This is a genomic window from Methanolobus sediminis (assembly GCF_031312595.1).
Classification (GTDB): Archaea; Halobacteriota; Methanosarcinia; order Methanosarcinales; family Methanosarcinaceae; genus Methanolobus; species Methanolobus sediminis.
The window spans coordinates 1,984,756-2,010,397 of record NZ_CP133592.1 but is presented as its reverse complement, the minus strand read 5'-3'; the positions used below and the strand labels follow the sequence as shown (position 1 = coordinate 2,010,397).

21 protein-coding genes, 2 tRNA genes and 3 rRNA genes are annotated in these 25,642 nt (G+C 42.1%); 16 read left to right on the top strand and 10 right to left on the bottom strand.

All coding sequences use genetic code 11. The annotated features are described in order from the left end of the window. Positions 1-27: 27 nt before the first annotated feature. From RE474_RS09950 to RE474_RS09930, 5 genes are all read left to right on the top strand, one after another. Positions 28-591, top strand: a complete 564-nt coding sequence (locus RE474_RS09950) for a hypothetical protein (RefSeq protein ID WP_309310218.1) — start codon at positions 28-30, stop codon at positions 589-591. A gap of 85 nt (positions 592-676) precedes the next feature. Then, positions 677-1,942 (top strand): glutamate-1-semialdehyde 2,1-aminomutase, encoded by a 1,266-nt coding sequence (gene hemL / locus RE474_RS09945; RefSeq protein ID WP_309310217.1) that lies wholly within the window; start codon positions 677-679, stop codon positions 1,940-1,942. A 13-nt stretch (positions 1,943-1,955) separates the two neighbouring features. Then, positions 1,956-2,903 (top strand): hydroxymethylbilane synthase, encoded by a 948-nt coding sequence (gene hemC, locus RE474_RS09940; RefSeq protein WP_309310216.1) that lies wholly within the window; start codon positions 1,956-1,958, stop codon positions 2,901-2,903. Continuing rightward, a complete protein-coding gene (locus RE474_RS09935) occupies positions 2,896-3,798 on the top strand; it encodes a dihydroorotate dehydrogenase (RefSeq protein WP_309310215.1) in 903 nt (300 codons plus the stop codon). Before hemC ends, RE474_RS09935 begins: the two co-directional genes overlap by 8 nt. Further along, positions 3,798-4,577 (top strand): dihydroorotate dehydrogenase electron transfer subunit, encoded by a 780-nt coding sequence (locus RE474_RS09930; RefSeq protein ID WP_309310214.1) that lies wholly within the window; start codon positions 3,798-3,800, stop codon positions 4,575-4,577. Before RE474_RS09935 ends, RE474_RS09930 begins: the two co-directional genes overlap by 1 nt. A 124-nt stretch (positions 4,578-4,701) precedes the next feature. On the opposite strand, the gene RE474_RS09925 is transcribed toward RE474_RS09930, so the two are convergent. Next, positions 4,702-4,938, bottom strand: a complete 237-nt coding sequence (locus RE474_RS09925) for a FeoA family protein (protein ID WP_309310213.1) — start codon at positions 4,936-4,938, stop codon at positions 4,702-4,704. Between the two features lie 210 nt (positions 4,939-5,148). Between RE474_RS09925 and RE474_RS09920 the strand changes: the two genes are divergently transcribed. From RE474_RS09920 to RE474_RS09910, 3 genes are all read left to right on the top strand, one after another. After that, positions 5,149-6,363 (top strand): peptidase U32 family protein, encoded by a 1,215-nt coding sequence (locus tag RE474_RS09920; protein WP_309310212.1) that lies wholly within the window; start codon positions 5,149-5,151, stop codon positions 6,361-6,363. A gap of 187 nt (positions 6,364-6,550) precedes the next feature. Next, positions 6,551-6,868: a cobalamin B12-binding domain-containing protein gene (locus tag RE474_RS09915; protein WP_154809460.1), complete on the top strand. Its 318-nt coding sequence runs from the start codon at positions 6,551-6,553 to the stop codon at positions 6,866-6,868. Positions 6,869-7,026: 158 nt separating this feature from the next. Next, positions 7,027-7,458: a nucleoside deaminase gene (locus RE474_RS09910; RefSeq protein ID WP_309310211.1), complete on the top strand. Its 432-nt coding sequence runs from the start codon at positions 7,027-7,029 to the stop codon at positions 7,456-7,458. Positions 7,459-7,463: 5 nt separating this feature from the next. Here RE474_RS09910 and RE474_RS09905 read toward each other — a convergent pair whose 3' ends face one another. Together RE474_RS09905 and RE474_RS09900 are read right to left on the bottom strand one after the other, a co-directional pair. Then, positions 7,464-9,296 (bottom strand): PAS domain S-box protein, encoded by a 1,833-nt coding sequence (locus tag RE474_RS09905; protein WP_309310210.1) that lies wholly within the window; start codon positions 9,294-9,296, stop codon positions 7,464-7,466. Positions 9,297-9,685: 389 nt separating this feature from the next. Continuing rightward, positions 9,686-10,954, bottom strand: coding sequence for an MA0829/MM1976 family S-layer protein (locus RE474_RS09900; protein ID WP_309310209.1), 1,269 nt, complete (start codon positions 10,952-10,954; stop codon positions 9,686-9,688). A gap of 610 nt (positions 10,955-11,564) precedes the next feature. Between RE474_RS09900 and RE474_RS09895 the strand changes: the two genes are divergently transcribed. Genes RE474_RS09895 through pspAB form a run of 3 tightly spaced genes read left to right on the top strand, consistent with a single transcriptional unit; the run spans position 11,565 to position 13,854 of the window. Next, positions 11,565-12,347: a GTPase gene (locus tag RE474_RS09895; protein ID WP_309310208.1), complete on the top strand. Its 783-nt coding sequence runs from the start codon at positions 11,565-11,567 to the stop codon at positions 12,345-12,347. Between the two features lie 53 nt (positions 12,348-12,400). Further along, entirely contained in the window at positions 12,401-13,282 is an 882-nt protein-coding gene (gene htpX, locus RE474_RS09890; RefSeq protein WP_309310207.1) for a zinc metalloprotease HtpX, read from the top strand. Further along, positions 13,282-13,854 carry a PspA-associated protein PspAB gene (pspAB, locus tag RE474_RS09885; RefSeq protein WP_309310206.1) on the top strand — a complete coding sequence of 191 codons (573 nt, stop codon included), beginning with the start codon at positions 13,282-13,284 and terminating at the stop codon, positions 13,852-13,854. Before htpX ends, pspAB begins: the two co-directional genes overlap by 1 nt. A gap of 13 nt (positions 13,855-13,867) precedes the next feature. On the opposite strand, the gene pspAA is transcribed toward pspAB, so the two are convergent. Continuing rightward, a complete protein-coding gene (gene pspAA, locus RE474_RS09880) occupies positions 13,868-14,146 on the bottom strand; it encodes a PspA-associated protein PspAA (RefSeq protein ID WP_309310205.1) in 279 nt (92 codons plus the stop codon). Then, complete coding sequence (locus RE474_RS09875; RefSeq protein WP_309310204.1) at positions 14,143-14,841, bottom strand: PspA/IM30 family protein; 699 nt, start codon at positions 14,839-14,841, stop codon at positions 14,143-14,145. The genes pspAA and RE474_RS09875 overlap by 4 nt, the downstream gene beginning before the upstream one ends. A gap of 94 nt (positions 14,842-14,935) precedes the next feature. Between RE474_RS09875 and RE474_RS09870 the strand changes: the two genes are divergently transcribed. Beyond that, positions 14,936-16,396 carry a dicarboxylate/amino acid:cation symporter gene (locus tag RE474_RS09870; RefSeq protein ID WP_309310203.1) on the top strand — a complete coding sequence of 487 codons (1,461 nt, stop codon included), beginning with the start codon at positions 14,936-14,938 and terminating at the stop codon, positions 16,394-16,396. A 149-nt stretch (positions 16,397-16,545) separates the two neighbouring features. On the opposite strand, the gene rrf is transcribed toward RE474_RS09870, so the two are convergent. The 5 genes from rrf to RE474_RS09845 all read right to left on the bottom strand — a co-directional run bounded on the left by rrf (position 16,546) and on the right by RE474_RS09845 (position 21,557). Further along, positions 16,546-16,667, bottom strand: a 5S ribosomal RNA gene (rrf, locus tag RE474_RS09865). A gap of 26 nt (positions 16,668-16,693) precedes the next feature. Further along, positions 16,694-16,765 (bottom strand) — tRNA-Cys (locus RE474_RS09860). A 97-nt stretch (positions 16,766-16,862) separates the two neighbouring features. Then, positions 16,863-19,788 (bottom strand): 23S ribosomal RNA (locus tag RE474_RS09855). Positions 19,789-19,909: 121 nt separating this feature from the next. After that, positions 19,910-19,982, bottom strand: a tRNA-Ala gene (locus RE474_RS09850). A gap of 101 nt (positions 19,983-20,083) precedes the next feature. Continuing rightward, positions 20,084-21,557: ribosomal RNA gene (locus RE474_RS09845) — 16S ribosomal RNA — on the bottom strand. Together the 16S, 23S and 5S rRNA genes with 2 tRNA genes alongside form the textbook arrangement of a ribosomal RNA operon. Positions 21,558-22,402: 845 nt before the next feature. Between RE474_RS09845 and RE474_RS09840 the strand changes: the two genes are divergently transcribed. The 4 genes from RE474_RS09840 to RE474_RS09825 all read left to right on the top strand — a co-directional run bounded on the left by RE474_RS09840 (position 22,403) and on the right by RE474_RS09825 (position 25,636). Beyond that, positions 22,403-23,584 carry a C39 family peptidase gene (locus RE474_RS09840; protein ID WP_309310202.1) on the top strand — a complete coding sequence of 394 codons (1,182 nt, stop codon included), beginning with the start codon at positions 22,403-22,405 and terminating at the stop codon, positions 23,582-23,584. A gap of 163 nt (positions 23,585-23,747) precedes the next feature. Beyond that, entirely contained in the window at positions 23,748-23,876 is a 129-nt protein-coding gene (locus RE474_RS09835) for a hypothetical protein (RefSeq protein WP_309310201.1), read from the top strand. Further along, positions 23,855-24,112 (top strand): phage integrase N-terminal SAM-like domain-containing protein, encoded by a 258-nt coding sequence (locus RE474_RS09830; RefSeq protein ID WP_309310200.1) that lies wholly within the window; start codon positions 23,855-23,857, stop codon positions 24,110-24,112. The genes RE474_RS09835 and RE474_RS09830 overlap by 22 nt, the downstream gene beginning before the upstream one ends. Before the next feature lie 396 nt (positions 24,113-24,508). Next, positions 24,509-25,636: a glycosyltransferase family 2 protein gene (locus RE474_RS09825; protein WP_309310199.1), complete on the top strand. Its 1,128-nt coding sequence runs from the start codon at positions 24,509-24,511 to the stop codon at positions 25,634-25,636. The last annotated feature ends 6 nt before the right edge of the window (positions 25,637-25,642 follow it).

Below are 25,642 nucleotides of genomic sequence, written 5' to 3'. Positions count from 1 at the left end.
AATTATCGTCCAAGGACCTGTTTCATAATGACTAAACTTGGTGAGCCAGTTTCAGGTGAAATACTGACTATTAGAGATTCACTGAGGAAAGTATTGGAGAAATATCAGATAGAGGATATTGATGCAGAAAGTGTGGTTACGGGCAAAGATTTCCTTATGAAAATATGGAACCTAATAGTAGCAGTTCCCTTGGGTATTGCAATCATAGATAATAACATGCCACCTCTCACTTTGTCCAACATATTCTATGAAATAGGCCTTATGCAGGCTTATGGTAAAGAAACATTAGTAATTAAAACAAAGGAAGCGAAAGTGCCATCAGATTTTGTCAGGACCGAATATATCGAATATGGGCAAAAATTCGAAGATAAAATGGATAAATTCTTTAATACATTTTTTGAATTGCCAAAATATTATGATTCAATGGCAAATGAACTTGAGAAAAATCCACTTCTTGCCATTGATTATTTGAGAAGAGCGTACCTTATAGCAGGAGATTCAAGCTATAGAGATAAAGCAGAAGAGATATTCAATGAATCAATTGAAGGAAGAGCAAAAAATAGTGTTGAAGCTTTACTGGCAAAATTCTGAGCTCATAAGAGTTAAAACAAAGAAATTAAGGCGTATTTAATTTAAAAATCACATCCTTTTACTCAATAACAAATATGGTGTTTTTATGTCATTAGATAAGTCCAGAGATCTATACAACAAAGCAAGGACACTCCTCCCAGGAGGAGTCAGCAGTCCGGTAAGAGCTATCAAACCATACCCATTCTACACAGAATCAGCAAACGGTTCTAAAATAAAAGATATCGATGGAAATGAATACATCGACTACTGTCTTGCATACGGACCAAACATTCTGGGACATGCAAACCCAACAATCAAGCAGGCAATAATCAACCAGCTTGAAAAAGGATGGCTCTACGGCACACCAACAGACCTGGAAGTTAACCTTGCTGAAAAGATCGTTTCACTTTATCCAAGTATCGACATGCTCAGGTTTGTTTCAACAGGAACTGAAGCAACAATGAGCGCACTTCGTGCAGCAAGGGGATTCACAGGCAAGAACAAGTTCGTAAAGATAGAAGGTGGATTCCACGGTGCACACGATGCAGTACTTGTTAAGGCCGGATCAGGTGCAACAACACTTGGTAAACCAGATTCACTTGGAATCCCGGAAGATTTCACAAAGAACACTCTTCAGGTACCATTCAATGATATTGAAGCTCTAACACAGGTAATTGAAAAGAACCAGGATGATATGGCAGCAGTAATACTGGAACCAGTCATGGGCAACATCGGTCCTGTACTTCCGGAAGGAGATTTCCTGAAAGATGTACGCAAGGTCACAGAGGAAAATGATGTTGTACTCATCTTTGATGAAGTTATCACAGGTTTCAGGCTTGCGATGGGTGGAGCACAGGAATATTTCGGCGTTACACCTGATATGACAACACTTGGTAAGATCGTTGGCGGAGGAATGCCAATTGGTGTTTTCGGAGGAAAGAAAGAGATTATAGAAATGATAGCACCTTCCGGAAGCGTATACCAGGCAGGAACCTTCAGCGGAAGCCCGGCTTCAGTTGCAGCAGGACTTACAGTAATTGATGTACTTGAAAAAGAAGAAGTACACAAGAACCTCAATGCAACCGGTGATATGATGAGAAGCAGGTTGTCCGAGATTGTTGCAGACCTTAATCTCGATTATAACGTAGTTGGAATTGCTTCAATGTTCAAGATATTCTTTGGAGACAAACCACTGAACTATCAGGATGTTCTCAAGTGTGACAAGGAAGGATACCTGAAGTTCTTCTTCAAGATGCTTGACAGTGGTGTTTTCCTGCCACCATCACAGTTTGAGACAAATTTCATTTCAACTGCACACAGCGAAGAGGATATTGAAAAGACACTCTCCGCATACGAAGCAAATCTTAAATGAACGGTGAATTCATATGATAATAGGAACCCGTGGAAGTGCCCTGGCTCTTGCACAGACAGAGACCATTGAAGGCATGCTTGCAGAACTGGGTGTCAGCACAACCCGGAAGATAATCAAAACATCCGGTGACACTTTCACAGACAGACCACTACACGAAGTTGCAGGAGTCGGTGCCTTTGTCAGGGAACTGGATGACAGGATGATCGATGGAGAGATAGATATATCAGTTCACTCCATGAAGGACCTTCCGACTATCAGACCTGAAGAGCTTGCTACATCCGCGGTGCTAAAGCGCGATTCACCATATGATGTACTTCTTACGACTGACGGAACAAGGATAAATGAGCTTCCTGAAGGAGCAGTCCTTGGTACTACATCCATGCGCAGAAGAGCACAGATTCTCAGATACAGACCCGATCTCCATGTACAGGATCTCAGAGGAAATATCAACACAAGAATAAGGAAACTTGAAGAGGGACTTTACGACGGAATTCTGCTTGCAGAAGCAGGTCTTCAGAGAATGGGCTGGGAAATGGATGTGGAACGTCTTGATCCACAGTTCTTCTGTCCTTCCGCAAACCAGGGAACAATAGCTGTTGTCACACCTGCCGGAAGCGAGGCGGAAGAAGTAACTTCTAACCTGGACCACCAGCAGACCCGAATTGAGACAGAGATAGAGCGTATAGTTATCACCGATGTAGAAGGTGGATGTACTGCACCAATAGGTTCCTTTGCTCAATTTATCAACGAAGATGAGATCAGTGTGTGCTGTGAAGTGCTTGCACTCGATGGTTCTGAACATGTCCGTATAGAAGAAGTCATCCTGGCTGAAACTTATCAGGAACATGCCAGAATGATAGCAAAAGAACTTGTACAAATGGGTGGCAAGGAACTTGTGCAAAGAGCAGTCTGCCAGTTGAGTGCAGGAACAGCCGCAGAGGTGCAGGGACAATATGATTAAGATTACCGGAATTGAACTTGAAAATCCAACCATACTGGCAGCCGGCATAATGGGAACCACCGGTGCATCCCTTGCCCGCGTGGCAAAGGAAGGAGCTGGTGCCGTGGTTACAAAGTCCATTGGACCAGAACCAAAGGAAGGGCACAAGAACCCCAGTATGATAGACCTTGGTTATGGATTTTTGAATGCTATGGGATTACCAAATCCATCATATCCTGATTTTAAGAACGAGCTTGCGATTGCAAAGAAAGAAACTGACACCCCGGTTATTGCAAGCATATTCGGTGGAACTGAAGAAGAGTTTGTAGATGTTGCTCAGGGCCTTCTTGAGTCAAATCCTGATGCTTTTGAACTGAATGTAAGCTGCCCTCATGCACTTGGATATGGTGCATCTGTTGGAAGCAACCCGGATGCAGTTGAAAGTATCACAGCCGCAGTAAAAGATGCAGTAGACATTCCAGTATGGGTGAAACTAACACCTAACGTCACAGACATAGTGACAATTGGAGACGCAGCTCAAAGAGGAGGAGCTGACGCAGTTGTTGCTATAAATACTGTAAAAGGAATGGCTATTGACATTGAAAGTGGATATCCCATTCTTGGAAATAGATTCGGCGGACTTTCCGGAAAAGCTGTGAAACCAGTTGCAATCAAATGTGTTTATGACCTTTACACAGCCCTCGATATACCAGTCATAGGTGTTGGAGGCATTTACACCTGGCAGGATGCCATTGAAATGATGATGGCAGGAGCAAATGCGGTCCAGATAGGTTCAGCAGTTCATGAAGGAATTGAGATCTTCAGCTCAATTGCAACCGGAATTGAGACGTTCGTCGCTGAAAGAGGATACAAGGATATAACAGATATCATCGGACTTGCACATGAGAGGATATAATGTACCCCATTAACGTCAAAATTACTAAGATCATCAAGGAAACTCCATCCACAAGGACTTTTGTTTTTGACAAATCCTTTGATGAAGCCGTACCTGGACAATTTGTAATGGTATGGATACATGGAGTTGATGAAATTCCCATGGGATTAGCAAGCAAGAACTCCATCACTGTGCAGAAGGTAGGAGATGCAACCGAGAAGCTATTCAAGCTCAGTGAAGGAGATACTCTTGGAATTAGAGGACCTTTCGGAAAAGGTTTCACACTTCCGGATAAAGATGAGAAAATACTGCTCATTGCAGGCGGAGTCGGTACTGTACCTATTGTAGCTCTGGCAAATCATGCAGCTTCTGAAGGCGTGTGCATAACTACTATCCTTGGAGCCAGAAATTCTGAAGAACTGCTTTTTGTGGATAAATTCTCATCTTGTGGCGAACTTCACATAACAACAGATGATGGTTCTGCCCACAGGTGCGGTTTTGTAACTGACGTGCTTGGAGAAGCAGACATTTCTGCCTATGACAGAATCTACACATGTGGTCCTGAAATGATGATGAAATGCATCTTCAGTATGCTTGAAAAAGAAGATGCACTTGAAAAAACAGAGTTCAGCCTTCACAGGTATTTCAAATGCGGAATAGGAGTATGTGGTGCCTGCTGCATGGATAAGAAAGGCTTAAGAGTCTGCAAGGATGGACCTGTGTTCAATGGTTTAGAACTTGTTGATTCCGAACTTGGAAAATATATGCGCGGACCAAGCGGCAATAAGAAGGATTTTTAAAATCCTTAGTTTATTTCTTGCTTTCATCTTTCATTAAAAGAAAGAGTAAACTCTGATACATTCGATTAAACAAAAACCAATGAAGCTTTCTAGCTTCATTTTTCTTCTTTTAAAAAAAACAATATTATGCAGAATATTCCTGCACCATGATCTTTGTGGCCATACCCATGCCCAGCGCATAGTCACAACCGTTTATGGACACAATAAGAGAACCATTGACACCTTTTTTGACTTTGAGCAGAGTATTCTCAATAAAGCCCATTGACCTGAGACGATTAATGAGACATTTACCTGCATTAATAGAAATGATCTTACTATCTTTACCTTCAGGCATCATAGCAAGTGGTATTATTGGAGCCATTTTTTACCTCATTTGTTTTTTAGAAGTTGTCTGAGGAATATGAGTTTAAGTTTCCTCTTGAAATTAGGCAACCCTAATATTACTTGATATTGCAATATAGTGTATTATAGTATATATAAGTTCCCGGCTTCGAACAAAAATTGCCATTTAAACAACCTAACTTGATTTCCAACACAAATGATTTAAAGCTTAATTTGAATCCATACACCAATGTTCAAGGAATCTAAGAAATCTGAAATACCCGAACTTATAATGGGTGTTAGAAATTTTGCAGCTCTCAAAGCATGCCAGCAACACGCAGATGCAGTTTATTTTTCCCTGGACAGACTCAGTCTCAGGTCACGGGCACAGGAGATAACTACTGAAAACCTTGCTTCTTTTATTGATGAAATTCATGCTCAGGGACTTAAAGGTTATATGGCAGTGAACTCCGTAATATATCCGGATAATCTCACCGAACTTGATGAAGTATTAGAATGTGCAGCCTCTGCAGAAGTAGATGCTGTTATCGCATGGGACCCTGCCACTATAACCAAAGCAGCAGAAAAGGACCTTCGTGTACATATATCGACGCAGGCAAATGTCTCAAACCAGATTACAGCAGAGTTCTACAGGTCACTGGGAGCCAGCCGGGTTGTACTTGCAAGAGAACTTAGCCTTGAGCAGATTGCAGAAATCAAAAAAGACACAAAGATGGAACTTGAAGCATTCGTACATGGTGCAATGTGTCAGGCAATATCAGGCAGATGCTATCTTTCAGCATACCTACTTGGAAAATCAGGAAATTGTGGAGAATGCAGCCAGCCGTGCAGATGGGAATGGTCCCTTCATTCAGATAACGGTGCAATAGTCGATATTGAAGGAAAATACCTTATGAGCGCAAAGGACCTTTGCATGATCGAGTACATACCCGAACTTGTAAAAGCCGGAATTGACTCATTCAAGGTTGAGGGAAGATTACGTAATCCGGGATATACTGCAACCGTATCTGAGTCTTATCGAAAAGCCATTGACCTGTTCAAAGAAGGGAACTTTACCAAAGACAAAGTACTTCCACTCAAAGAGAAAATGGCACTTGAGTACAACAGAGGATTTTCAACTGGATTCTATTTCGGATATCCGGGACCTGATAGCCTGGCATTTGATTTCGACATGAATGCATCCCCTGTTAAACGCGAAGCTGTGGGAATAGTAACAAACTATTATCCAAAGCAGTCTGCTGCAGCAGTTAAACTTCTTGAGCAGGGACTTGAGAATGGCGATAGGATCATTATCGAGGGTAGTACTACATATCTGGAACAGGAAGTCACATCCATTGCCCTGGAAGGCAAAGCAGTAAATTCTGTGGAAAGAGGAAATGAAATAGGACTTGCTGTTGAGGATATTGTACGCAAAAATGACCGTGTTTTCAGAATTAAAAAATGAGAATTTAACTCCTACTTTTTTTAAACCTCATTCATATATTGAGACTATATATTTACATGACAGATATATAATTCTGGTAGACAAGATTCTTATGACAAATGAAATATAGAGAAGGCCGAGCAGGAACACCTGTTTAGAAAGCAAACCTTTCAATTTCAAAGAATAATGTCTGAGGAATGATGAAATCATGAATGATAATGATTCTGCAAAGAGAGAGCTTATCAATAAGGCTAAAAATTCTGTAATTAACTTCAACGATGCTGAAGCAACAAATGTAGCAATGGAGACAATAAGGTCAGGCATTGATCCGGTTGATATCATTGAAGAAGGATTTATTGAAGGTATGAAAACAGTTGGTGATGGATTTGAATCCGGAAAACTGTCACTCATGGATATACTTACAGCATCAAAGACAATGAACAAAGGAATATCACTTCTTAAACCGGCAGCAATCAGCGCCCATGAAGACAGCTGTTTCTTTGGAAACTTAATGTTATCTCTTTAAAAACAAAAAGTATGCGAGAGCATACATTCAAATTTCTGTTTTTCTTCCATTACTTTTCTTCTGTCGATCTTGATCCTATTTTCCCTTATTCCTGAATGATAATTAATATATTAGTCCGAATCATATTACATACTCTGTAAGACTTGAAGAGGAATATTATGGACGAATTCATGCAGGTAGCTATTGATGAAGCTAAAAAGGGACTGGAAGAAGGTGGAATACCTATTGGGTCAGTCCTTGTGAAAGAAGGAAAAATAATTGGCAGAGGTCATAACAGAAGAGTTCAGCAGGGTGACCCTCTGGCACATGCGGAAATAGACTGCATACGCAATGCAGGAAGGATTGGAAAATATCAGGGAACTACAATATACTCCACACTAATGCCATGTTATCTCTGTGCCGGAGCAATTGTACAGTTTGGTATAAAAAAAGTCATTGCTGGTGAATCAAAAACATTTGATGGTGCTGCAGAGTTCATGAAAGAACACGGTGTTGAAGTAATTGACCTCGATATTGATGAATGTAAAGAACTCATGGAAAAATTCATTCATGAAAAACCAGACATCTGGTATGAGGATATTGGAAAATAACCCCCTCATGCTTTTTTTACTGTTGCCCAGAAAGAACTACCTTTTCCTGAGTGATTGTCTTCCACACCTATACCCCCACCGTGTAGTTCAACTATCCTTTTTGCAATAGCAAGGCCGAGTCCTGAGCCTTTAACAGCCTTCTTTTTCTCGGCAAGACGCTGGAAACGATTGAAGATAAGATCTTTATCCATATCAGGAATACCTTCACCCTGATCAGATATCATAATTTTCCATTCATCACCAATATCCATGATATCCACAGTTACAACGCTGCCAGAAGGACCATATTTGATAGCATTGGAGATGAAATTAGTAAAAACACCACTAATAAGAGGATTTATTACTGCAGGATAAGTCCCGGAAGCTCTCATATCAAGAGTAATATTCTTTGCTGAGAGTTGTGGTTTGAGTTCCTTGACAACATTGGAGAGAATCGGACCAATATCCATTGACTTGAACTCCAGCTTATCCATATCTTCAAGTTTGGCAAACTTTGCAGCGGATTCTATCATTTCAATGAGGCGGGTTATATTGTTATCAATAAGTTGAATCTTATATCTTTTGTTCTCATCTTTTTCCTCGTTGAGCAACATGTCAGAAAAACCTTTTACAACGCCTGCCGGATTTAATAAGTCATGACGGAGAATATCAGTAAACAAGTCTTTGAGTTCGTTGGAGCTTTTGAGCCTAGCTGCATAGTCATTCAGCTGAGACTCTACTTCCTTTCTTTTGGATATATCCCTTACAACTGAGATCAGACCTTTATCAAAGGCTGTCAGTGATATTTCCTGGAAAAATGTACTATCATCCTTTCTTCTACCAATCAACTCGCCCTGCCACTTACCTTTCTTTTTGAATTCCGGCAAAATAGTGGATTTGAACAAGCTAACCTGAGATGGATTGTAGAGCAGATCCCATTTTTTACCAATCAGTTCTCTGGGATTATCATAACCGAATATACGGGCATGAGCAGCATTGACATAATTGTAAATTCCTTTTTCATCAAGAATTGCCATGCCATCTACAGAAGCTTCCATGGCATGCGTCTGCTCCCTTAGCTTCTCTTCCGCTTTTTTCCTGATAGTGATGTCCTGGCCTGAAAAAAGAACACCAATAACCTTACCGCCTTCATCAGTGAGTGGCTTGGAATACCAGTTGACCATTCTCTCTTCACTATTTTTAGTTATTACCGGACACTCATAATAAGTGCTCCCGGCACCTGAAGCGTTCAATGAATTTAAGAAATGGATTTCCATCTCAGACCTTGAAGAATCCGGAATGAATTGTTCCATAAGATTCTTTCCGATAACCTCTGATTCCCCATAACCCAGAATCTCAAGTCCTCTTTTATTAATGAGAGTTATATTCTGGCTGCAGTCAAGTGCAAGCATCATTACAGCTGCGACATCCAGGTAATTCTGTGCCTGATCACGCTCCATAATCACGTTGTCATGAAGACTTTTAATACGGAAAAGAGACTTTACTCTCATTTTAAGTTCAAGCCTGTCAACAGGTTTTGTAAGAAAATCGTCAGCCTGTGACTCAATACCTCTTAAACGGTCTTCCCTCCCGGAAAGAGCAGTAACAAGAACCACGGGAATGAACTGAGTGATCTCAGAACTCTTAATCTTTTCACAGACCTGATAACCATTGATATCAGGCATCATTACATCAAGAAGAACAATATCCGGCAACTCTTTGAAAACGATATCCAGTGCTTCATGACCATTATAAGCAGGTAAAACTTCATAATCTTCAGAAAGGTAAGCCTGAAGCAACTCAACATTCATTGGTTCATCGTCCACAACTAGAACCCGGGGTTTATCTGAGAGTGTCATAATTAATTATATGGATGGTTAAAACAGTAACATTTCAACATTCTGAATAGGCATTGCGTCGTTTGTCAGAGTTTACAATATGCAGATTAATTAATAGTTTGATAGGCGTATAAATAACTAGACTTAAACAGTTTAGCAACTGGTCTAAATAATTTTGCAGTCTCTTTTTAAGTGTTTATCTAATACTTAAGCATTACTGAGAACAGTAATAATTCAATAATACTAATGTTTGCAATATTGCAGTAACTAAGACACCATGTATCTAAAAAGAATCAATGAGAACAGGCGAGTAGTCGTGATTTATGAAAGAAAAAAGAAAGAACACTTTTAATCAAGTGTCTGGAACTTTCAGAGAGATATATCCCTAATTGGCCTTAGGCCACATTTTCTTATTTGAGGGTTGTTCTACGAAGAAGAAACACAAGTGAGATTGAAATTACTGCAAGTGGTAATTCAAACCCCGGAACTGAATTTTCAACAGCTTTTGTTTCAATAGCAGAAGATCCGTTGTCATTTTCAGATGCACTATTGGTATTACCAGATATATCGGATCCGTCATTTGAATCTGAAGACATATCAACAACCACTTCATCCGAATCAGAGGAGGATTCATTGACAGCTGTATCTTCAGCTTTGCTTACAGTCATTGAAGATGAGTCTTCTACAGTAAGTACCTTTACAGGATAGAAAACATAACCACCGTTACTACCTTTTCCTTCATCAGATGCCTTAAAGTACAGGTCTCCTGTAATTGGAGTTGCTGTACCTGCATTAACGTTGATAGAGATGGAATTGCTATTTGATAATTTTAATCCGCTTGCAAATGCTTCATCAACTTCAAAGTTCCCAAACTCGTCACCAGATGAAACTTCCATATAACTATCCTTATCAGAAAGCCATGTATACTTGAGAACTGCAAAGTTATCTTCCTTTCCTGCAAAAATAGAATCCACATAAGTCAGGAAATATATATGATCGGAACCGTCTGAACATTCATCTTCAACAAAGTATATTTTATCATCATTACTTCCGTCTGTGGAAACCACACCAGTGTCAAGCACCTCGCCATTCTTGTACAATGTCATATAGCACTTAGAACCGTCTACATCAACAGCATTCATCACCAGTGAGTAACCGTTCTTCATTGACCACTCTTCACCACTTTTCATGGTCTTCTTATCGTTATCACTTTGCTGCATCAAAATTTTTGCAAGCTTTGTAGCATCATTATCAACTGCACAATACATGGTTCCGAATAATGAAAGAGTGTAAAATTTGGTAACCCTGGTAATGTTAGATACTTCAGAATAGACTTTGTATTTAGAAGCTACCTGCTTTGTAGTATAAATCAGCTCCCCTTCATCAATTACATTAGCATTCGGATTTGCAGAACCAAGAGAAAGGCTTCCTCCGTCATCATCATTTTCAAAGTAAAGGTGTTCCCCGGCACCTGCAGAAAGTTGAGTGTATTTGTTAGCAGCAAAATATAATCCAGGGAAATTGGAATAGTCCCAGGATATATTGCCTGCATCAATAGCTCCTGTGTCAATAGCTTCGCCTCTTATATCGACGGTTGTGGCTGAACAGGGTACCACAACTGCCAGAAAGAGCAGAAGTGCCATACCAACAAGGATGTTTTTTTGAGATTTGTATGCCATTTTTAGCCTCCAAGTATTCGTCCATTCCCATTAACTATCATGATTTCTAGCGTTATGTTCTAACAAACATAATGGTATTTATAGATTCCTATTTTAGAAATTGCCATGGAAAACAATTTCGACAAAACTGTATACAAAAAACAATATGAATAGCAGGAATAAATGATAAGATTAGAAAATAAGAATGTTATTTCCACGTTATATCCGCAGGATTCCTACCGGGAATACTGTGAACTTCATACTTTGGATAACCAAACATCAAGGCATGCCTGACAACATGATCTGCTGGCAAATCCAGTTCATCTCAGCTCATCCGGCACAAAAGGAGTGTTTGAAGAAGTTCTATCTCCCTCAAATATAATTCCAAACGGACATGTTACTATACATGTTCTACAATTTGTACATAACTAAGAATCAAAAGATATAATAGCCGTATTATCAACCCATTTAATATATTGGATACTGTTATAAAGATTAGTAAATCAGAAGACCGGTCGAAGAATATGCGAAATATCTATCAAAGATAATATATCCTTTCAGGGAATATGAACATCCATTATTTAATCTGAGATTAACTATACGAATTACTTTTCTGATACCGGGAAATACCATGGCAAGCCAGAAATTATTGGTCAAGGACGTCATAAAGAAAGCTGATGTCCTTCTTGAAATTGTAGATGCACGTTTTCCAGATGAAACAAGGAACAGCGAAATCGAAAAGGATATTGCACGTGCAAAGAAGCGTTTTATCATTGTACTGAACAAGTGTGACCTTGTCCCAAAGGAAAAACTTGAAAAAGCAAAATCCAGAATGGCAAAAATAGCCCCAGCTGTATTCGTTTCTTCGAAAGAGAGATTCGGAACAACCATGCTCAGGCATAAAATACTGGAAGTCGCAGATATACAGGGAAGAGACATACAGGTTGGTTGTATTGGTTATCCGAATACCGGAAAGTCTTCTGTAATAAACGGAGTAGCAGGTAGAGGAAAAGCCTCGACTTCATCAATATCAGGTCATACTAAAGGTGTACAGATAGTGAATGCAGGTTCACGTATTGTATTCCTTGACACTCCTGGTGTATTTCCTCTTGATGAGCATGATGAATATATACAGGGACTTCTGGGAATAAAAGATTCAACTCATATTAAAGACCAAATTGGTGTGGCCTTGAAAATCATCGAAAAGCTTGTTGAAGAGGACAGGGAAATACTGGAATCATTCTACAAGATCACATTCACTGATGAAAACTCTTATGACTTGCTTGAGATGATAGGACTTCAATGTAATTTCCTGAAGAAGAAAGGTGAAATAGATGAAACCAGAGCTGCCATCAGAATCATAAACGACTGGCAGAAAGGACTTCTTCACCGGGAAAAAACGGACTTAGAGTGAAAATCCCAAAATTCTAATAATACCAATATCAATTACTGAGAGATGGTGCTAAAATGGTAGAATGGAAAAAAGACCTTGGGCTTGAAGGAAGAATGTTATTGACAATGTTCCTTCTGGCTGCAGTATATCTGGCATTCCTTGTAGTCCTTTCCCAGTATGCATCTGCAAGCTTCATGCTGCTGTTTGTTATGCTGTTTATGGGAGCACAATATTACTATTCTGATAAACTGGTGCTATGGTCGACCGGCGCACATGTTGTTTCCGAAGCAGAAGAACCAAAGCTCCATGAAACAATTACAAGACTCTGCGTTATAGCCGGTCTTCCAAAACCAACTGTTGCAGTTGTAAATACCTCCGTACCAAATGCTTTTGCAACCGGCAGAAGTCCTAAAAAGGCTGTAGTTGCAGTTACAACAGGACTTATGCATAAACTTGACCAGGGCGAACTGGAAGCTGTGCTTGCACATGAGCTAAGCCATGTCAAAAACAGAGACATGGCAGTTTTGACAATAGCCAGTTTCATTTCAACACTTGCATTTTACATTGTAAGATACAGTTTATATTTCGGAGGCTTTGGCGGAGATCGCAGAAATTCAAATGGAGGACTTATAGTTGTATGGATAATTTCAATAATCGTATGGGTAATAAGTTTCCTGCTTATCCGTGCACTTTCAAGATACAGAGAATTTGCAGCAGACAGAGGTTCCGCACTTATAACAGGCCAGCCTACACAGCTTATTTCAGCACTTAGAAAAATTAGCGGAACTATGGCAAATGTCCCTACAGAAGACCTCAGGAAAGTTGAAGGAATGAATGCATTTTTCATAATACCCGCAGCTGTTTCAGGATCTGTCATGAGCCTGTTATCAACTCATCCTTCCCTGGAAAAAAGAATAGCTGCCCTTGAAAAGATACAGAGGGAGATAGAGTACTGATGGGTTTTCGCGATCTAGTGGGTTCTGTCCTTGGAAGCAGCAGAGTACCTAAAGCGAAGACTGATAAACTCTTTGCCATATCAACAGCAGTGATTACACTGGAACTTAACCTGAACCTTAAACCATCTGCTGTTGCAGCTATTTGTTTTAAGTCCATGGACATGTCAAAGTACGAAAATACCAGACATGAGATCGAAGAGTTATTGCAATTCAGTACTAAAGAAACAGGCACTGATTTCAGTATAGAGAAAGATGAATATAATTTCATGTGGGTGATTCTCAGAGACAAAGATTTCGAGGATCTTGTGACCAACATTCACATGATCTCCGAGACACTTGTTGAACAGGGATTTGGTGAACAGATACTCTGTGCAGTATATCGTTTTGAGAGTGACGGACCTGTATACTGGATATATAATTTCAAGCAGGGAAATTACTATCCTTTTGCCCCAAGAGGAAAGAACAACAGGGACAATAATACGGAATTCAGGCTCAAATCTTTGATGGAAAATGAACTTCCAATAGAAAAAGATGTGGGGAAATGGTATCCCCTTTGGAGTATGCCTATTTAAGGACTAAAATAAATTAGTCCTCAAATATACCTTCACCTTTGAAAACTTCCTTAGCTTCCTCGAATGTCAGATCCTCGGGTGGGACAATAATATCTGATTCAACTATTTCGGTATCATCGATCTGGCTTCCACATGACTTAATACTGTCTATGAGTTTTGTAAGCTCGGATTTGTATCCTTCCTCGTTTCCTTCTGAAACAAGATCTACAATCTTATTGTCAATGACATTCAGTTCATCATAGAAGCTCTCTGGAACTTCATACTGACCTGCACCAACTATTCTTATGATCATTTACCTGCCTCCTTCTTTAGTTGTTCAAGTTCAAGATCAACGGTTGTTGCTGAATTGATCTTTGCAAGTTCTCTGTCGATATCATCACCGCTGCTTGTCAGATCATCAAGTGTGCCTGTATCGATAAGTTCATCGAGTGCAGATGCACGGGCTTTCATCTGTTCGGTCTTATTCTCAGCTCTTTCAATTGCAAGACCTACATCAGCCATTTCTTCACTTATACCTGACACAGATTCATTGATCTTGACCTGTGCCTCGGCTGCGGAATACTGCGCCTTTATAGTTTCTTTCTTGGTCCTGAAAACCTCTACCTTGGTTGAAAGACGCTTTTCAGCAGCTACAAGTTTCTCCTGCTCTTTTTCAAGTTCAGCTATCTGCTGATCCAAACCCTGTATCTGGATATTAAGAGTACTTTTTCTTTCAAGAGCAAGACGCGCAAGGTCTTCACGGTCTGCTTTAATGGCTTCTTTTGCCTGCCCGTCAAGTTTCTCGATATTCTGCTGGAGCTTTGATCTCTGCAGTTGAAGTCTCTTTTTAGATGTGGTAACTTCAGCAACACCTCGCTTTACATCCTGGAGCATTTCAAGCTGTTTTTCATAGGAGTAATCCAGTGTTTCACGTGGGTCTTCCATGCGATCCATAAGTTTGTTCATTTTAGATTTCACTACTGTTTCCATTCTGCCGAATAAGCCCATATTATTCCTCCTTATGACTCACAAATAATCATATAAAGTGCACACTTGCATAAATGCCTATCTTTCAGTAAAAATACCATAAATGCAATTAAAGATGAAGAATAAAAGTAAAGCCATGTCAGGAAGGTACAACTTACCGGATCCCCTTACACTTATTCATCCGCGTTCACTGAAGAACCTGAACTATCATCTTCAGGAGCTTGTGAAAGGAAGACTCTGGTTAAAGATCTTAATAGGAATGGTACTGGGCATTATTACAGGACTAGTACTTGGGCCATCCACTGGAATATTGAGTCAGGAAATGTCTTACACTATTGGTGAATGGCTGGCACTTCCAGGATATCTTTTCCTTGCGCTACTTCAGATGATCGTTGTACCACTTGTTTTTGCATCCATTATTCGCGGAATTGCAGCCGGAGAAGATATGGAGCAATTAAAGAAAATTGGCCTTCGAACCGTAGGCTATTTCCTTGTTACCACAGCCCTTGCAATTCTTATAGGACTGATACTTGCACTTACAATTAACCCTGGAAGTTACATCAGCACTGAACTTGTTCAGGGAACCATGGCAACCAACACGACACAGGCCGAAAGTAGTGGACTTGGTTCTTTCGATGTAGCTGAACTTCCAGGAATGATAACTACAATTGTTCCAACAAATCCCCTTGGATCACTTGCAACCGGACAGATGTTACAGGTAGTGATATTCTCCATAATTATTGGAGTAGCTCTTGTTTCCATGCAGCCCGTACAATCAAAGCCACTGCTTGAGCTGCTGGGCTCCCTTCAGGAAGTCAGCATGACAGTTGTTCGCTGGAGCATGCTTTTGGCACCGATTGCTGTGTTTGGGCTTATCAGTAAATTCACTTTAAATCTGGGAATAGATGCACTTATGGGAATGCTGGTATACGTTGGTACAGTGTTGCTTGGTCTTTTACTGATGTTGATCGTGTACATGCTTATCATTCTTTTAGTTACAAGAAAAAATCCATTGACTTTTCTAAGATCTATTCGTGATGTGATGTTACTTGCGTTTTCCACATCAAGTTCTGCTGCGGTTATGCCGCTTTCAATAAAAACTGCAGAGGAGAATATTGGAGTGAGACCTTCTATATCCCAATTTGTGATTCCACTGGGTGCTACTATCAATATGAATGGTACGGCTCTTTACCAGAGTATAGCGGCAGTATTTCTTGCACAGGCATTTGGCATAGAACTCAGTTTTGGACAACTCCTACTAATCATGATAACTGTAGTAGGAGCTTCTATAGGAACTCCGTCAACACCAGGAGTAGGTATTGTTATCCTTGCAATGATACTGAATAGTGTGGGCATACCTACATCAGGTATCGCACTTATAATCGGAGTTGACAGAATACTTGACATGAGCCGTACCGCAGTTAATGTAACAGGTGACCTTGTGACCTGTGTAATTATGGATAAATGGGTTGCAGGTAAGAAAACAGCTAATGAGGAGTTTATTGAAGTTGCTAAACATGAGGCACAGAGAAGAGTTTATGATGAGGATGTAATTGTGGCTTCTTCTGAAGAATAAGATTTATTTTTTAGTATTATTACTGTGTGCCGCGCTTTGCGCGGTGCAGTGAGTCTTTAGGATAGTACTAAAATCAAAAATAGCCAAAAGCTCAGGACAAGTTGTAATCAAAAATATAGTATTTAGAAAAGTAGAATCAATTGTGAGTGAGTTGGCAGCGATCCAGAGTTCCCGAAGACTCTCATACTTCAGTACAATAAGGAACGCTGGCGGGCTTATCTTCTGTGTTCGGGATGGGTACAGGAATTACCCCGCCGCTATGGCCGCCAAACTCACTCACGATGAACGATAAAGTCAAGCCAAGATCCGGATTCGAACCGGAATGGAATCGCTCTGCAGGCGATTGCGTAGCCGCTCCGCCATCTTGGCAATGAGCGATACATGGATGGAACCATTGTATAAATACTTTATCAAAAAACCGTGTATACTCTCACACACATATCAGATTTCGCCTGGACAAAGCAAGACGGACAGGCACGGATTATTAGTAGCCGCGGACTGAACACCTCGTTGCCTTGGTGCGTACATCCCGACCCTATCAAACCGGTCTTTTACCGGGACCCTTAATGTAGTCTCTTTTCAAGTCAGATTTCGAGCTTAGATGCATTCAGCTCTTATTCCTTAGCGCGTAGCTGCTCAGCAGTGCCCTGTCGGACAACTGATACACCAGTGGCGCCGCTACTCTGTTCCTCTCGTACTAAAAGTAGCTTACCCTCAGACTACAGACACCTCTAGTAGATAGTAACCGACCTGTCTCACGACGGTCTAAACCCAGCTCACGATCTCCTTTAATAGGCGAACAACCTCACCCTTGGCCGCTGCTGCACGGCCAGGATGGAAAGAACCGACATCGAAGTAGCAAGCTGCCGGGTCGATATGTGCTCTTGCCGGCAACAACTCAATTATCCCCGGGGTAACTTTTCTGTCATTTTTGGCTCGCACCAAGCGAGCTCAAAAGTTCGCTAGAACCGACTTTCGTCTCGTCATCCACTACTGTGCTGAATAACGTCAGGCTGACTTATGCTCTTGCACTCTTCAGTGGGTTTCCGACCCACTTGAGTCAACCTTTGTGCGCCCTTGATATCTTTTCAAGGGCGTCCCGCCCCAGGCAAACTGCCCACCTATCGGGGTCCTCCTCTCGGAGTGAGGGTCGTAATCCTGGAAGGGTAGTGTCCCAATGGCGACTCCATCGATGCTGGCGCACCGACTTCGACGTCTCCTACCTACACTGTACATCCAAAATCACAACCCAACGACAGGCTGCAGTAAAGCTCCACGGGGTCTTCACTTCCCCCTAGAGGTCTCTAGACTGTGCACTAGAAAGTAAGCTTCACCGGACTCTGGCTAGGGACAGTAGAGCTCTCATTGATCCATTCATGCAAGTCGCCAATTAAGCGACAAGGTACTACGCTACCTTAAGAGGGTCATAGTTACCCCCGCTGTTTACAGGCCCTTCGTCCCGTTGAACCGGGGTTTCAGGTACCTGCACTGAGCAGGATTCAGAGATTGTACTAGCCCTTACGGGTTTGCAATCTCCTATGTTGATATTAGACAGTTAGAGCTCTCTTGTCACTGCGACCTGCTATCTTCATAGCAGGCACTCCTTCTCCCGAAGTTACGGAGCTAATTTGCCGAATTCCCTTAGCCAAATTATTCCGACACGCCTTAGCCTTTTCAGCTAGGGGCACCTGTGTCAGTTCTCGGTACGGACCCATGACTCCCTTTTCACGGGTTCCCGGGTGCAGCCAACTTTCGCCATTACAGATTCGCCCGCTTCTCGCCATTACGGCTCTCCACGGGATTCGCTGCTTAGACGGCGCGACGGCGCCGCTTGGCCTGCCCAAAAACGTTGGTTTCACTGTCATGAGGTACAGGAATATTAACCTGTTTCCCTTTTGGCGTACTCGAATTACGGTACGTCTTAGGACCGACTAACCCTCGGCTGACGATCATTGCCGAGGAAACCTAGCCCCTTCGGCGGATAGGATTCTCACCTATCTATGCTGTTACTATTACCAGGATTTTCGTTTCCGCACGGTCCACAGGACTTCACAGCCCTGCTTCTGCCCGAACGCAACGCCTTCCTACGAGATCACCTTACGGTGCTCCGTGGTATCGGTGGTCGACTTGAGCCCCGTCCATTTTCGGGGCCCCAAACCTCGACTGGTGGGCTGTTACGCACTCTTTAAAGGATAGCTGCTTCTAAGCTAACCTTCCAGCTGTCTAGGGCTTAGGACGCCCTTTAGTATTAACACTTAGTCGACACTTTGGGACCTTAACCACGGGCTGGGTTGTCTCCCTTACGGACTACAAGCTTACCCCAGTAGTCCGGACTCCAACCTTCTACGACGACGGTGAGTTTGGAGTTTGACAAGCGGCTGAGGAATTTCTTCCCCGGGACCACCAATCAGTGCTCTACTTCACCGACTATCTCCAGTTAGGTCATGCTACGACATGTTTCGGAAGGAACCAGCTGATGCCGGGTTAGATTAGCCTTTCACTCCGAGACGCAGGTCACACGAATGATTTGCAGATCAATACCGCTTGCGGTCCTCCACGTAGCTTTCGCCACGCTTCAACCTGCCCACGCCTAGATCACCCGGCTTCGGGTCGTATCCTAATGACTCCACGCACTTGTATACGTCGCTCCTCGTCTTACGACTGCGAGCATGTTGCTTTCGCTTCGGCTTCCTATTTAGAAGTTAGCCATCGCCATTTGAATACACTCCCTGGCCCGTTCTTCAAAACGTAAGATATGACATTGGCAATATTACCCGTACTGCAGCCTCGCGACTGTTTCCTTCGTAATAAAGATCCTTTAACGCCATATCGCTCTATCGCCTCCAGGTTTCAGGCACTTTTAACCTCCCTTCTTGGGGTACTTTTCAGTTTTCGGTCACCCTACTAGTTCGCTATCGGTCTCAAGGAGTATTTAGTTTTGGAAGTTGGTGCCTCCCAAATTCACGCGGGAATTCCGACCCACGCTACTCAGGTTATAATCCAGATCCTTTGGTTGTTGTTTACGTGACTATCACACTCTATGGTCTAACGTTCCAGAAAAGTTAAACTTCAACCAAGTGGGACCTTTAGAAAAAACCTACAACACCACATCTCCCACATGTTACCAGTGGGATTCAGTTTGAACTTTACCGTGTTCATTCGCCATTACTAACGGCATCTCTTCGATTTCTTTTCCTGCCCCTACTAAGATGCTTCAATTCGGGGCGTTCCCGATCATTGATGATCAACACACAAAATGTGTTAGGAAGACCCATTAGGAGATCCCGAGATCATAGGCTCCATGCACCTACCCCGGGCTTATCGCAGCTTGGCACGTCCCTCATCAGCTCTTGAGCCGAGCCATCCACCTGAAGGCATATTTACCAGAGTCCATCTCACTTTGTCCAGTGAGCGTCTGATATATGCATGCATATACACGATTTCATTGCAGCTGTTGTTGCTTCAGCCGCTTCATCCTTCCCCACAGACGTTACTCTGTAGGTGCACTAATAATGGACTTGCAGGGATTCGAACCCTGGGCCTTCGCCTTGCAAAGGCGACGATCTTCCAACTGATCTACAAGCCCATAGAAGATTCACTTATTGAATCTTGCCTTTTTTTCTTGAATCTGACAGTCTTTCGATTTCTGACCGGTAAGTGGTGATAGACGTTGTGCCTATCTTGCTTAGGAGGTGATCCAGCCGCAGATTCCCCTACGGCTACCTTGTTACGACTTAACCCCCCTTGCGAAATTTAGGTTCGAATACGGCACTAGTCCATACCCTCACCCATACCTCACTCGGGTGGTTTGACGGGCGGTGTGTGCAAGGAGCAGGGACGTATTCACCGCGCTATATTGAAACGCGATTACTACGGATTCCAGCTTCATGAGGGCGAGTTACAGCCCTCAATTCGAACTACGGGCGGGTTTATGAGATTACCAACCCTTTTCAGGGTAGGGACCCATTGTCCCGACCATTGTAGCCCGCGTGTAGCCCTGGAGATTCGGGGCATACTGACCTACCGTAGCCCGCACCTTCCTCCGGTTTAGCACCGGCGGTCCCCACAGAGTACCCATCATCCCGAAGGATATGCTGGCAACAGTGGGCACGGGTCTCGCTCGTTGCCTGACTTAACAGGATGCTTCACAGTACGAACTGACGACGGCCATGCACCTCCTCTCAGCGATTCAGGTAAGACCTTCAGCCTGACCTACATATTGCTGTCGCCCCAGGTGAGTTTTCCGGCGTTGAGTCCAATTAAACCGCAGGCTCCACCCGTTGTAGTGCTCCCCCGCCAATTCCTTTAAGTTTCAGCCTTGCGGCCGTACTTCCCAGGTGGCTCGCTTCACGGCTTCCCTGCGGCACCTGAAACGGTCGCACCGTCCCAGACACCTAGCGAGCATCGTTTACGGCTGGGACTACCCGGGTATCTAATCCGGTTCGTGCCCCCAGCTTTCGTCCCTCACCGTCGGACCCGTTCTGGTAAGACGCCTTCGCCACTGGTGGTCCCACAAGGATTACAAGATTTCACTCCTACCCCTGTAGTACCTCTTACCTCTCCCGGTCCCAAGTCTGACAGTATCCCCCAGAAGCCTAACAGTTGAGCTGTCAGATTTCCCGGAAGACTGATCAAACCGGCTACGGACCCTTTAGACCCAATAATAGTGGCCACCACTCGGGCCGCCGGTGTTACCGCGGCGGCTGGCACCGGTCTTGCCCGGCCCTTGCTAACACATGCTATTTATACATATGGACAGCCAACATAATATGCTGGCACTCAGTATCCCCTTATCGCGGTTTCCCGCATTGTAAAGTTTTCGCGCCTGCTGCGCCCCGTAGGGCCTGGATTCATGTCTCAGAATCCATCTCCGGGCTCTTGCTCTCACAACCCGTATCCGTCGTAGGCTAGTAGGTACACTACACCCACTACAACCTGATAGACCGCAGATTCATCCTAAGGCGCCGGAGCTTTGAATCACAGAACATTCCAGTATCTATGATTTATCAGGGATTATCACCAGTTTCCCGGAGTTATACCTGACCTTAGGGCAGATTATCCACGTGTTACTGAGCAGTACGCCATGTTCACGAAGAACATTTGACTCGCATGGCTTAGTCGAATACTGATAGCAGTGACCTCTGGCAGGATCAACCAGAATTGTTGATCACACACAAAGAATTGTTTATTTTTGGAAGTCATTTAGGAATCAGTCGGAAAGAACTCTCTTTGAGAGAAAATTTCCTATTTGCACATAAGTTTGGTTAATTCCTTAATTTGTTTGTAGTTATACACTACCGGTCAGAATTAACCGAACTGCCAAATCCAACGTCAGACTGAAAAAACTTCAGTCTCCACTTGTAAGGCGGTGATTGTAAGTGTTTTCGCGCGATTTGCGCGGACTCCTTCAAAGGTTACCATCATATATAAGGCTTTCGAACACGGGGTTCGAAGCCAAAGGACGGACCTTTGATCACACCTGCCATGATGAAATGAAATTTATTACTTCATCTTCTACTCTGCGATTAGCTTATTTTCGTGATGTATTGACCGCATCACCGGGCTCCTCGCGAGCACCCTAACATATCAGGGTTACTATATAAGCGTTGCGGAGAACTGGCTAGGAATAACCAACACTTACTAGTTAAATTTGATGTTTTACCAAATTAATGATTGAGTATATTGAATCATTTTTAAAATTAATCATAAATTGAAAGATGACAATAATTCCACCTTTTCAAACAATGTATTTACGTAAATTAGCACAATTACACAATTACAGCCAGTTTCAAAAAATGTATTAAAAACAAAATAACATCGCATATCATCATTATCACGATTAGTAGATTTTCGATACCGGTTACGTATATATACCCATACAGGTTAAAAAAAAACATATCAGGTATGCAAAGATAAACTGTGCATTGTAGCGTGATGTTTAAAGACCGTCGCCTAAACGGATCTTAACATACGCCCTAAAAAACAAGATCAGGAGTCTAATGGAGTATGATAGGATCGGGGGATCCACACAACACCAATAGCGGTGGCTATACATATGCAAGCAAAGCACTAGCGACTTTGCTTTCTATTTTGATATTATGCACATGCAATGTTGCTTCTACTGAAGAAACCGGCACATATTACGGAATTGAAAATTCACCTACATCTGACACAATACTGGATGTCCCTTACTATAATCAGGGAAACACGAACTGGTGCCTTTATTATTGCCTTACAATGATGTTCAATTACAATAATCAGGATATTGAAACATGGGAAATAGCAGATTACTTTAACTCAGGATATTACGGCACATTCTCAGAGCAATACGACCCTTCGGACAGATCCCTTGAAAATTATGCTAAACAGGCATGTTCTCTCCAGATTAAAAGAACTATTTGGGGACTGACCATCACAGACTTCGATAATGAAACATTTGACGACCTGATCAAAAGTAATATCAATAATGGTCAACCAGTCCTCATGGCATTCCAGTACATGAATTCAGATGGAGAAAAGGAAGGCCATGCAATACTCGCAGCAGGATATGATGATCAGTTCATTTACCTGACAGATTCCAGCGGTGCAATAACAAAAGGTGTCTTTGGAAGTGACAACGGCTACATTGCAGTACCTGTAAGCTGGGAAAAATTCAATGAAAAACTTGTTAACAATATTTCTCCCTCAAATATGGCATATACCATAGAGATCATAAGCGAAGCACCCGAAAACCCAACTGAAGGCTCCATCTACCTTACAGACCGTAGCGACAAAGGATTCAGCTGCCTGACCTTCACTAACAGATACGAAGATAATGATACAGGACTGCTGAGATTTGACGGCAACTATGAGAACGGATACTGCATCGTTGACAGTAACGACCTGTCCAGCACCAGAAAGCCACAGGAGTCCGACAGCATGTCTGTGTATTTCACAGTGGCAAACCCCACTTCAGAAGAAGGTAAATATACAGTAACATGCCAGCTTGAAGATGCTGAAACTAATGAGTTAATTGATGGTTTCAATTACAAGACAAGTTTTGACCTGGCAGCATACAATACTATTTCTAAGGGAGTGAATTACTCGAACCAGTTATATTCCGTGGATTCTGATAGTTGCAGGGTCGTAATTAGTCTTTTTAATGAAAAGATGGAAGAGATTGATAGCATTGCAATTGATTTGGATTAATCACTTTTCAAGACAACTGAAATAATCATAAATGAAATCCTAAATATTACTAAAACTGGTGCGGGAGGTTCGATTCGAACGCACGAACTCCTACGAGACAGGGCCTAAGCCCTGCATACAGGGTCACATAATATTTGCAAGTATATAAAGCATATTAAAAAGTATGAAATATGTACCAGAGGTCAAAGGAGAGAACAAAGAAACCCTAGAAGACCATGCCAGGAGCCTTGACCTTAATAACTTCAAGGAAACAATAATCAATACCAAGCTATGGAAAGTTATACCTTCCTGAAATACTGCAATAACAAAAATGTCAATCATATCAATAAAAAAGATATTGAGAAATACATCCTCTACCGAAGGAAGAACAACAAACCAAAAACTGTTCACAGTGATAGCATGGACCTGAGACTTTTCTTCAAGTGGCTAAATCCTGAAAGTGACTTCTTTGAGAACATAAAGGTAATAGAGCCATTGTCATGTCCTTGTGAGATAGTGCCGCAAAAGCTAATGAACTCCCGAACCTAAACCTTGGCCACGTGGAGATGGACAATTACGGAGCTTTGATTGTTGTCGACGGCAAGACAGAAAAGGTAGAAAGAATTCAATGTTTTTCCTCTTAGGTATATATATATATCTATACTTATATCTACATCGATTATATAGAACACACCATTGGTTTCTCATCCGTGACAAAGGCATGGGTTCCTATACAATACTGGAATAATCTGAAAAGTAGCTGAGACAAGGAGAAAGCATATCCATAAAGACAGGTATGAAACACAGGCTCTCAAATACATACAACATACCACTTGAAATAATTGAACAAAAACCTAGGGATTATGAGAGAGGATTATATTGTTCTATTCAATGATGCGTATGAGAGAGAATAATAACGGAATATAATTACAAGGAGTACTAACCATGCCTACAATATCCATAGTTATGCCTTCAATGAATGAAGAGAATACAATTGGAACATGCATAGAAAAAGCTCAAAAGCTTTTTGAAGACTATGGAGCAACAGGAGAAGTAGTCGTTGTTGATAATTCTACAGATCGTACTCCACAGATTGCAAGTTCAATGGGTGCAAAGGTCATTCATTCTGTAAATGGGTATGGAAATGCATACATAACAGGTCTATCGCATTCAAAAGGTGACTACATCATCATAGCTGACGCAGATGACACATACGATTTCAAAGAACTGCCTGCTTTTCTTGACTATCTTATGAATGATGAGGCAGATTTTGTTATCGGAACCCGCCTTAAGGGAAATATCAAAAAAGGAGCAATGCCCTGGTTGCATCAATATATAGGAAACCCGTTTTTGACATGGCTCCTGAATATCCTGTTCAAGGTAAATATATCAGATGCCCACTGTGGCATGAGGGCATTCACAAGGGAAGCTTTCAATAAAATAAACCTCAAGACCCACGGCATGGAGCTTGCATCAGAGATGGTCATTGAGGCTGCTTATAAGGGACTGAGGATCAAGGAAGTCCCGATCACATACCACACAAGGAATGCACCATCCAAACTTCGCTCATTCGAGGACGGATGGAGACATATCCGTTTCATGATGTTATACCACCCGGTCCCTTTCCTGTACATCCCCGGAGCTTTTGTATTTCTGCTGGGTTTCCTTACAACACTCTCCCTTCTTTTGCAGGGAAATGCGGATAACAGAGCACATTCATTTATATTAGGCAGCATGCTACTCGTAATCGGTGGCCAAATCCTTGCCACGGGTACCTATATGAAGACTTATGGCATTATTCATGGAGTATATAAACGAAAAAGTCTAAGCGACTATAAATTTTTGAACTACCATTCCCTTGAAATAGAATTGTTAGCGGGTGCAATCATACTCATTGTAGGAAGCCTCCTTGGAGCAAAGGTTGTCTATACATGGATAAGTGCAGGGTATGGATCCATATTAGAGATAGAATATGCGGTGATGGCGATGGTCTTTGGTGCAATCGGTGTTCAGCTTGTATTCAGCGCCATATTCCTGAGTGTGATTCTCCTTGATGCAGATACGGATTGGTGAGTTTTA

Excerpts from the sequence above, each read along its gene's own strand:
- RE474_RS09950 (WP_309310218.1), top strand. The coding sequence starts at position 28 with ATGACTAAACTTGGTGAGCCAGTTTCAGGTGAAATACTGACTATTAGA.
- hemL (WP_309310217.1), top strand. The coding sequence starts at position 677 with ATGTCATTAGATAAGTCCAGAGATCTATACAACAAAGCAAGGACACTC.
- hemC (WP_309310216.1), top strand. The coding sequence starts at position 1,956 with ATGATAATAGGAACCCGTGGAAGTGCCCTGGCTCTTGCACAGACAGAG.
- RE474_RS09935 (WP_309310215.1), top strand. The coding sequence starts at position 2,896 with ATGATTAAGATTACCGGAATTGAACTTGAAAATCCAACCATACTGGCA.
- RE474_RS09930 (WP_309310214.1), top strand. The coding sequence starts at position 3,798 with ATGTACCCCATTAACGTCAAAATTACTAAGATCATCAAGGAAACTCCA.
- RE474_RS09925 (WP_309310213.1), bottom strand. The coding sequence starts at position 4,938 with ATGGCTCCAATAATACCACTTGCTATGATGCCTGAAGGTAAAGATAGT.
- RE474_RS09920 (WP_309310212.1), top strand. The coding sequence starts at position 5,149 with ATGTTCAAGGAATCTAAGAAATCTGAAATACCCGAACTTATAATGGGT.
- RE474_RS09915 (WP_154809460.1), top strand. The coding sequence starts at position 6,551 with ATGAATGATAATGATTCTGCAAAGAGAGAGCTTATCAATAAGGCTAAA.
- RE474_RS09910 (WP_309310211.1), top strand. The coding sequence starts at position 7,027 with ATGGACGAATTCATGCAGGTAGCTATTGATGAAGCTAAAAAGGGACTG.
- RE474_RS09905 (WP_309310210.1), bottom strand. The coding sequence starts at position 9,296 with ATGACACTCTCAGATAAACCCCGGGTTCTAGTTGTGGACGATGAACCA.
- RE474_RS09900 (WP_309310209.1), bottom strand. The coding sequence starts at position 10,954 with ATGGCATACAAATCTCAAAAAAACATCCTTGTTGGTATGGCACTTCTG.
- RE474_RS09895 (WP_309310208.1), top strand. The coding sequence starts at position 11,565 with ATGGCAAGCCAGAAATTATTGGTCAAGGACGTCATAAAGAAAGCTGAT.
- htpX (WP_309310207.1), top strand. The coding sequence starts at position 12,401 with ATGGTAGAATGGAAAAAAGACCTTGGGCTTGAAGGAAGAATGTTATTG.
- pspAB (WP_309310206.1), top strand. The coding sequence starts at position 13,282 with ATGGGTTTTCGCGATCTAGTGGGTTCTGTCCTTGGAAGCAGCAGAGTA.
- pspAA (WP_309310205.1), bottom strand. The coding sequence starts at position 14,146 with ATGATCATAAGAATAGTTGGTGCAGGTCAGTATGAAGTTCCAGAGAGC.
- RE474_RS09875 (WP_309310204.1), bottom strand. The coding sequence starts at position 14,841 with ATGGGCTTATTCGGCAGAATGGAAACAGTAGTGAAATCTAAAATGAAC.
- RE474_RS09870 (WP_309310203.1), top strand. The coding sequence starts at position 14,936 with ATGAAGAATAAAAGTAAAGCCATGTCAGGAAGGTACAACTTACCGGAT.
- RE474_RS09840 (WP_309310202.1), top strand. The coding sequence starts at position 22,403 with ATGATAGGATCGGGGGATCCACACAACACCAATAGCGGTGGCTATACA.
- RE474_RS09835 (WP_309310201.1), top strand. The coding sequence starts at position 23,748 with ATGAAATATGTACCAGAGGTCAAAGGAGAGAACAAAGAAACCCTAGAA.
- RE474_RS09830 (WP_309310200.1), top strand. The coding sequence starts at position 23,855 with ATGGAAAGTTATACCTTCCTGAAATACTGCAATAACAAAAATGTCAAT.
- RE474_RS09825 (WP_309310199.1), top strand. The coding sequence starts at position 24,509 with ATGCCTACAATATCCATAGTTATGCCTTCAATGAATGAAGAGAATACA.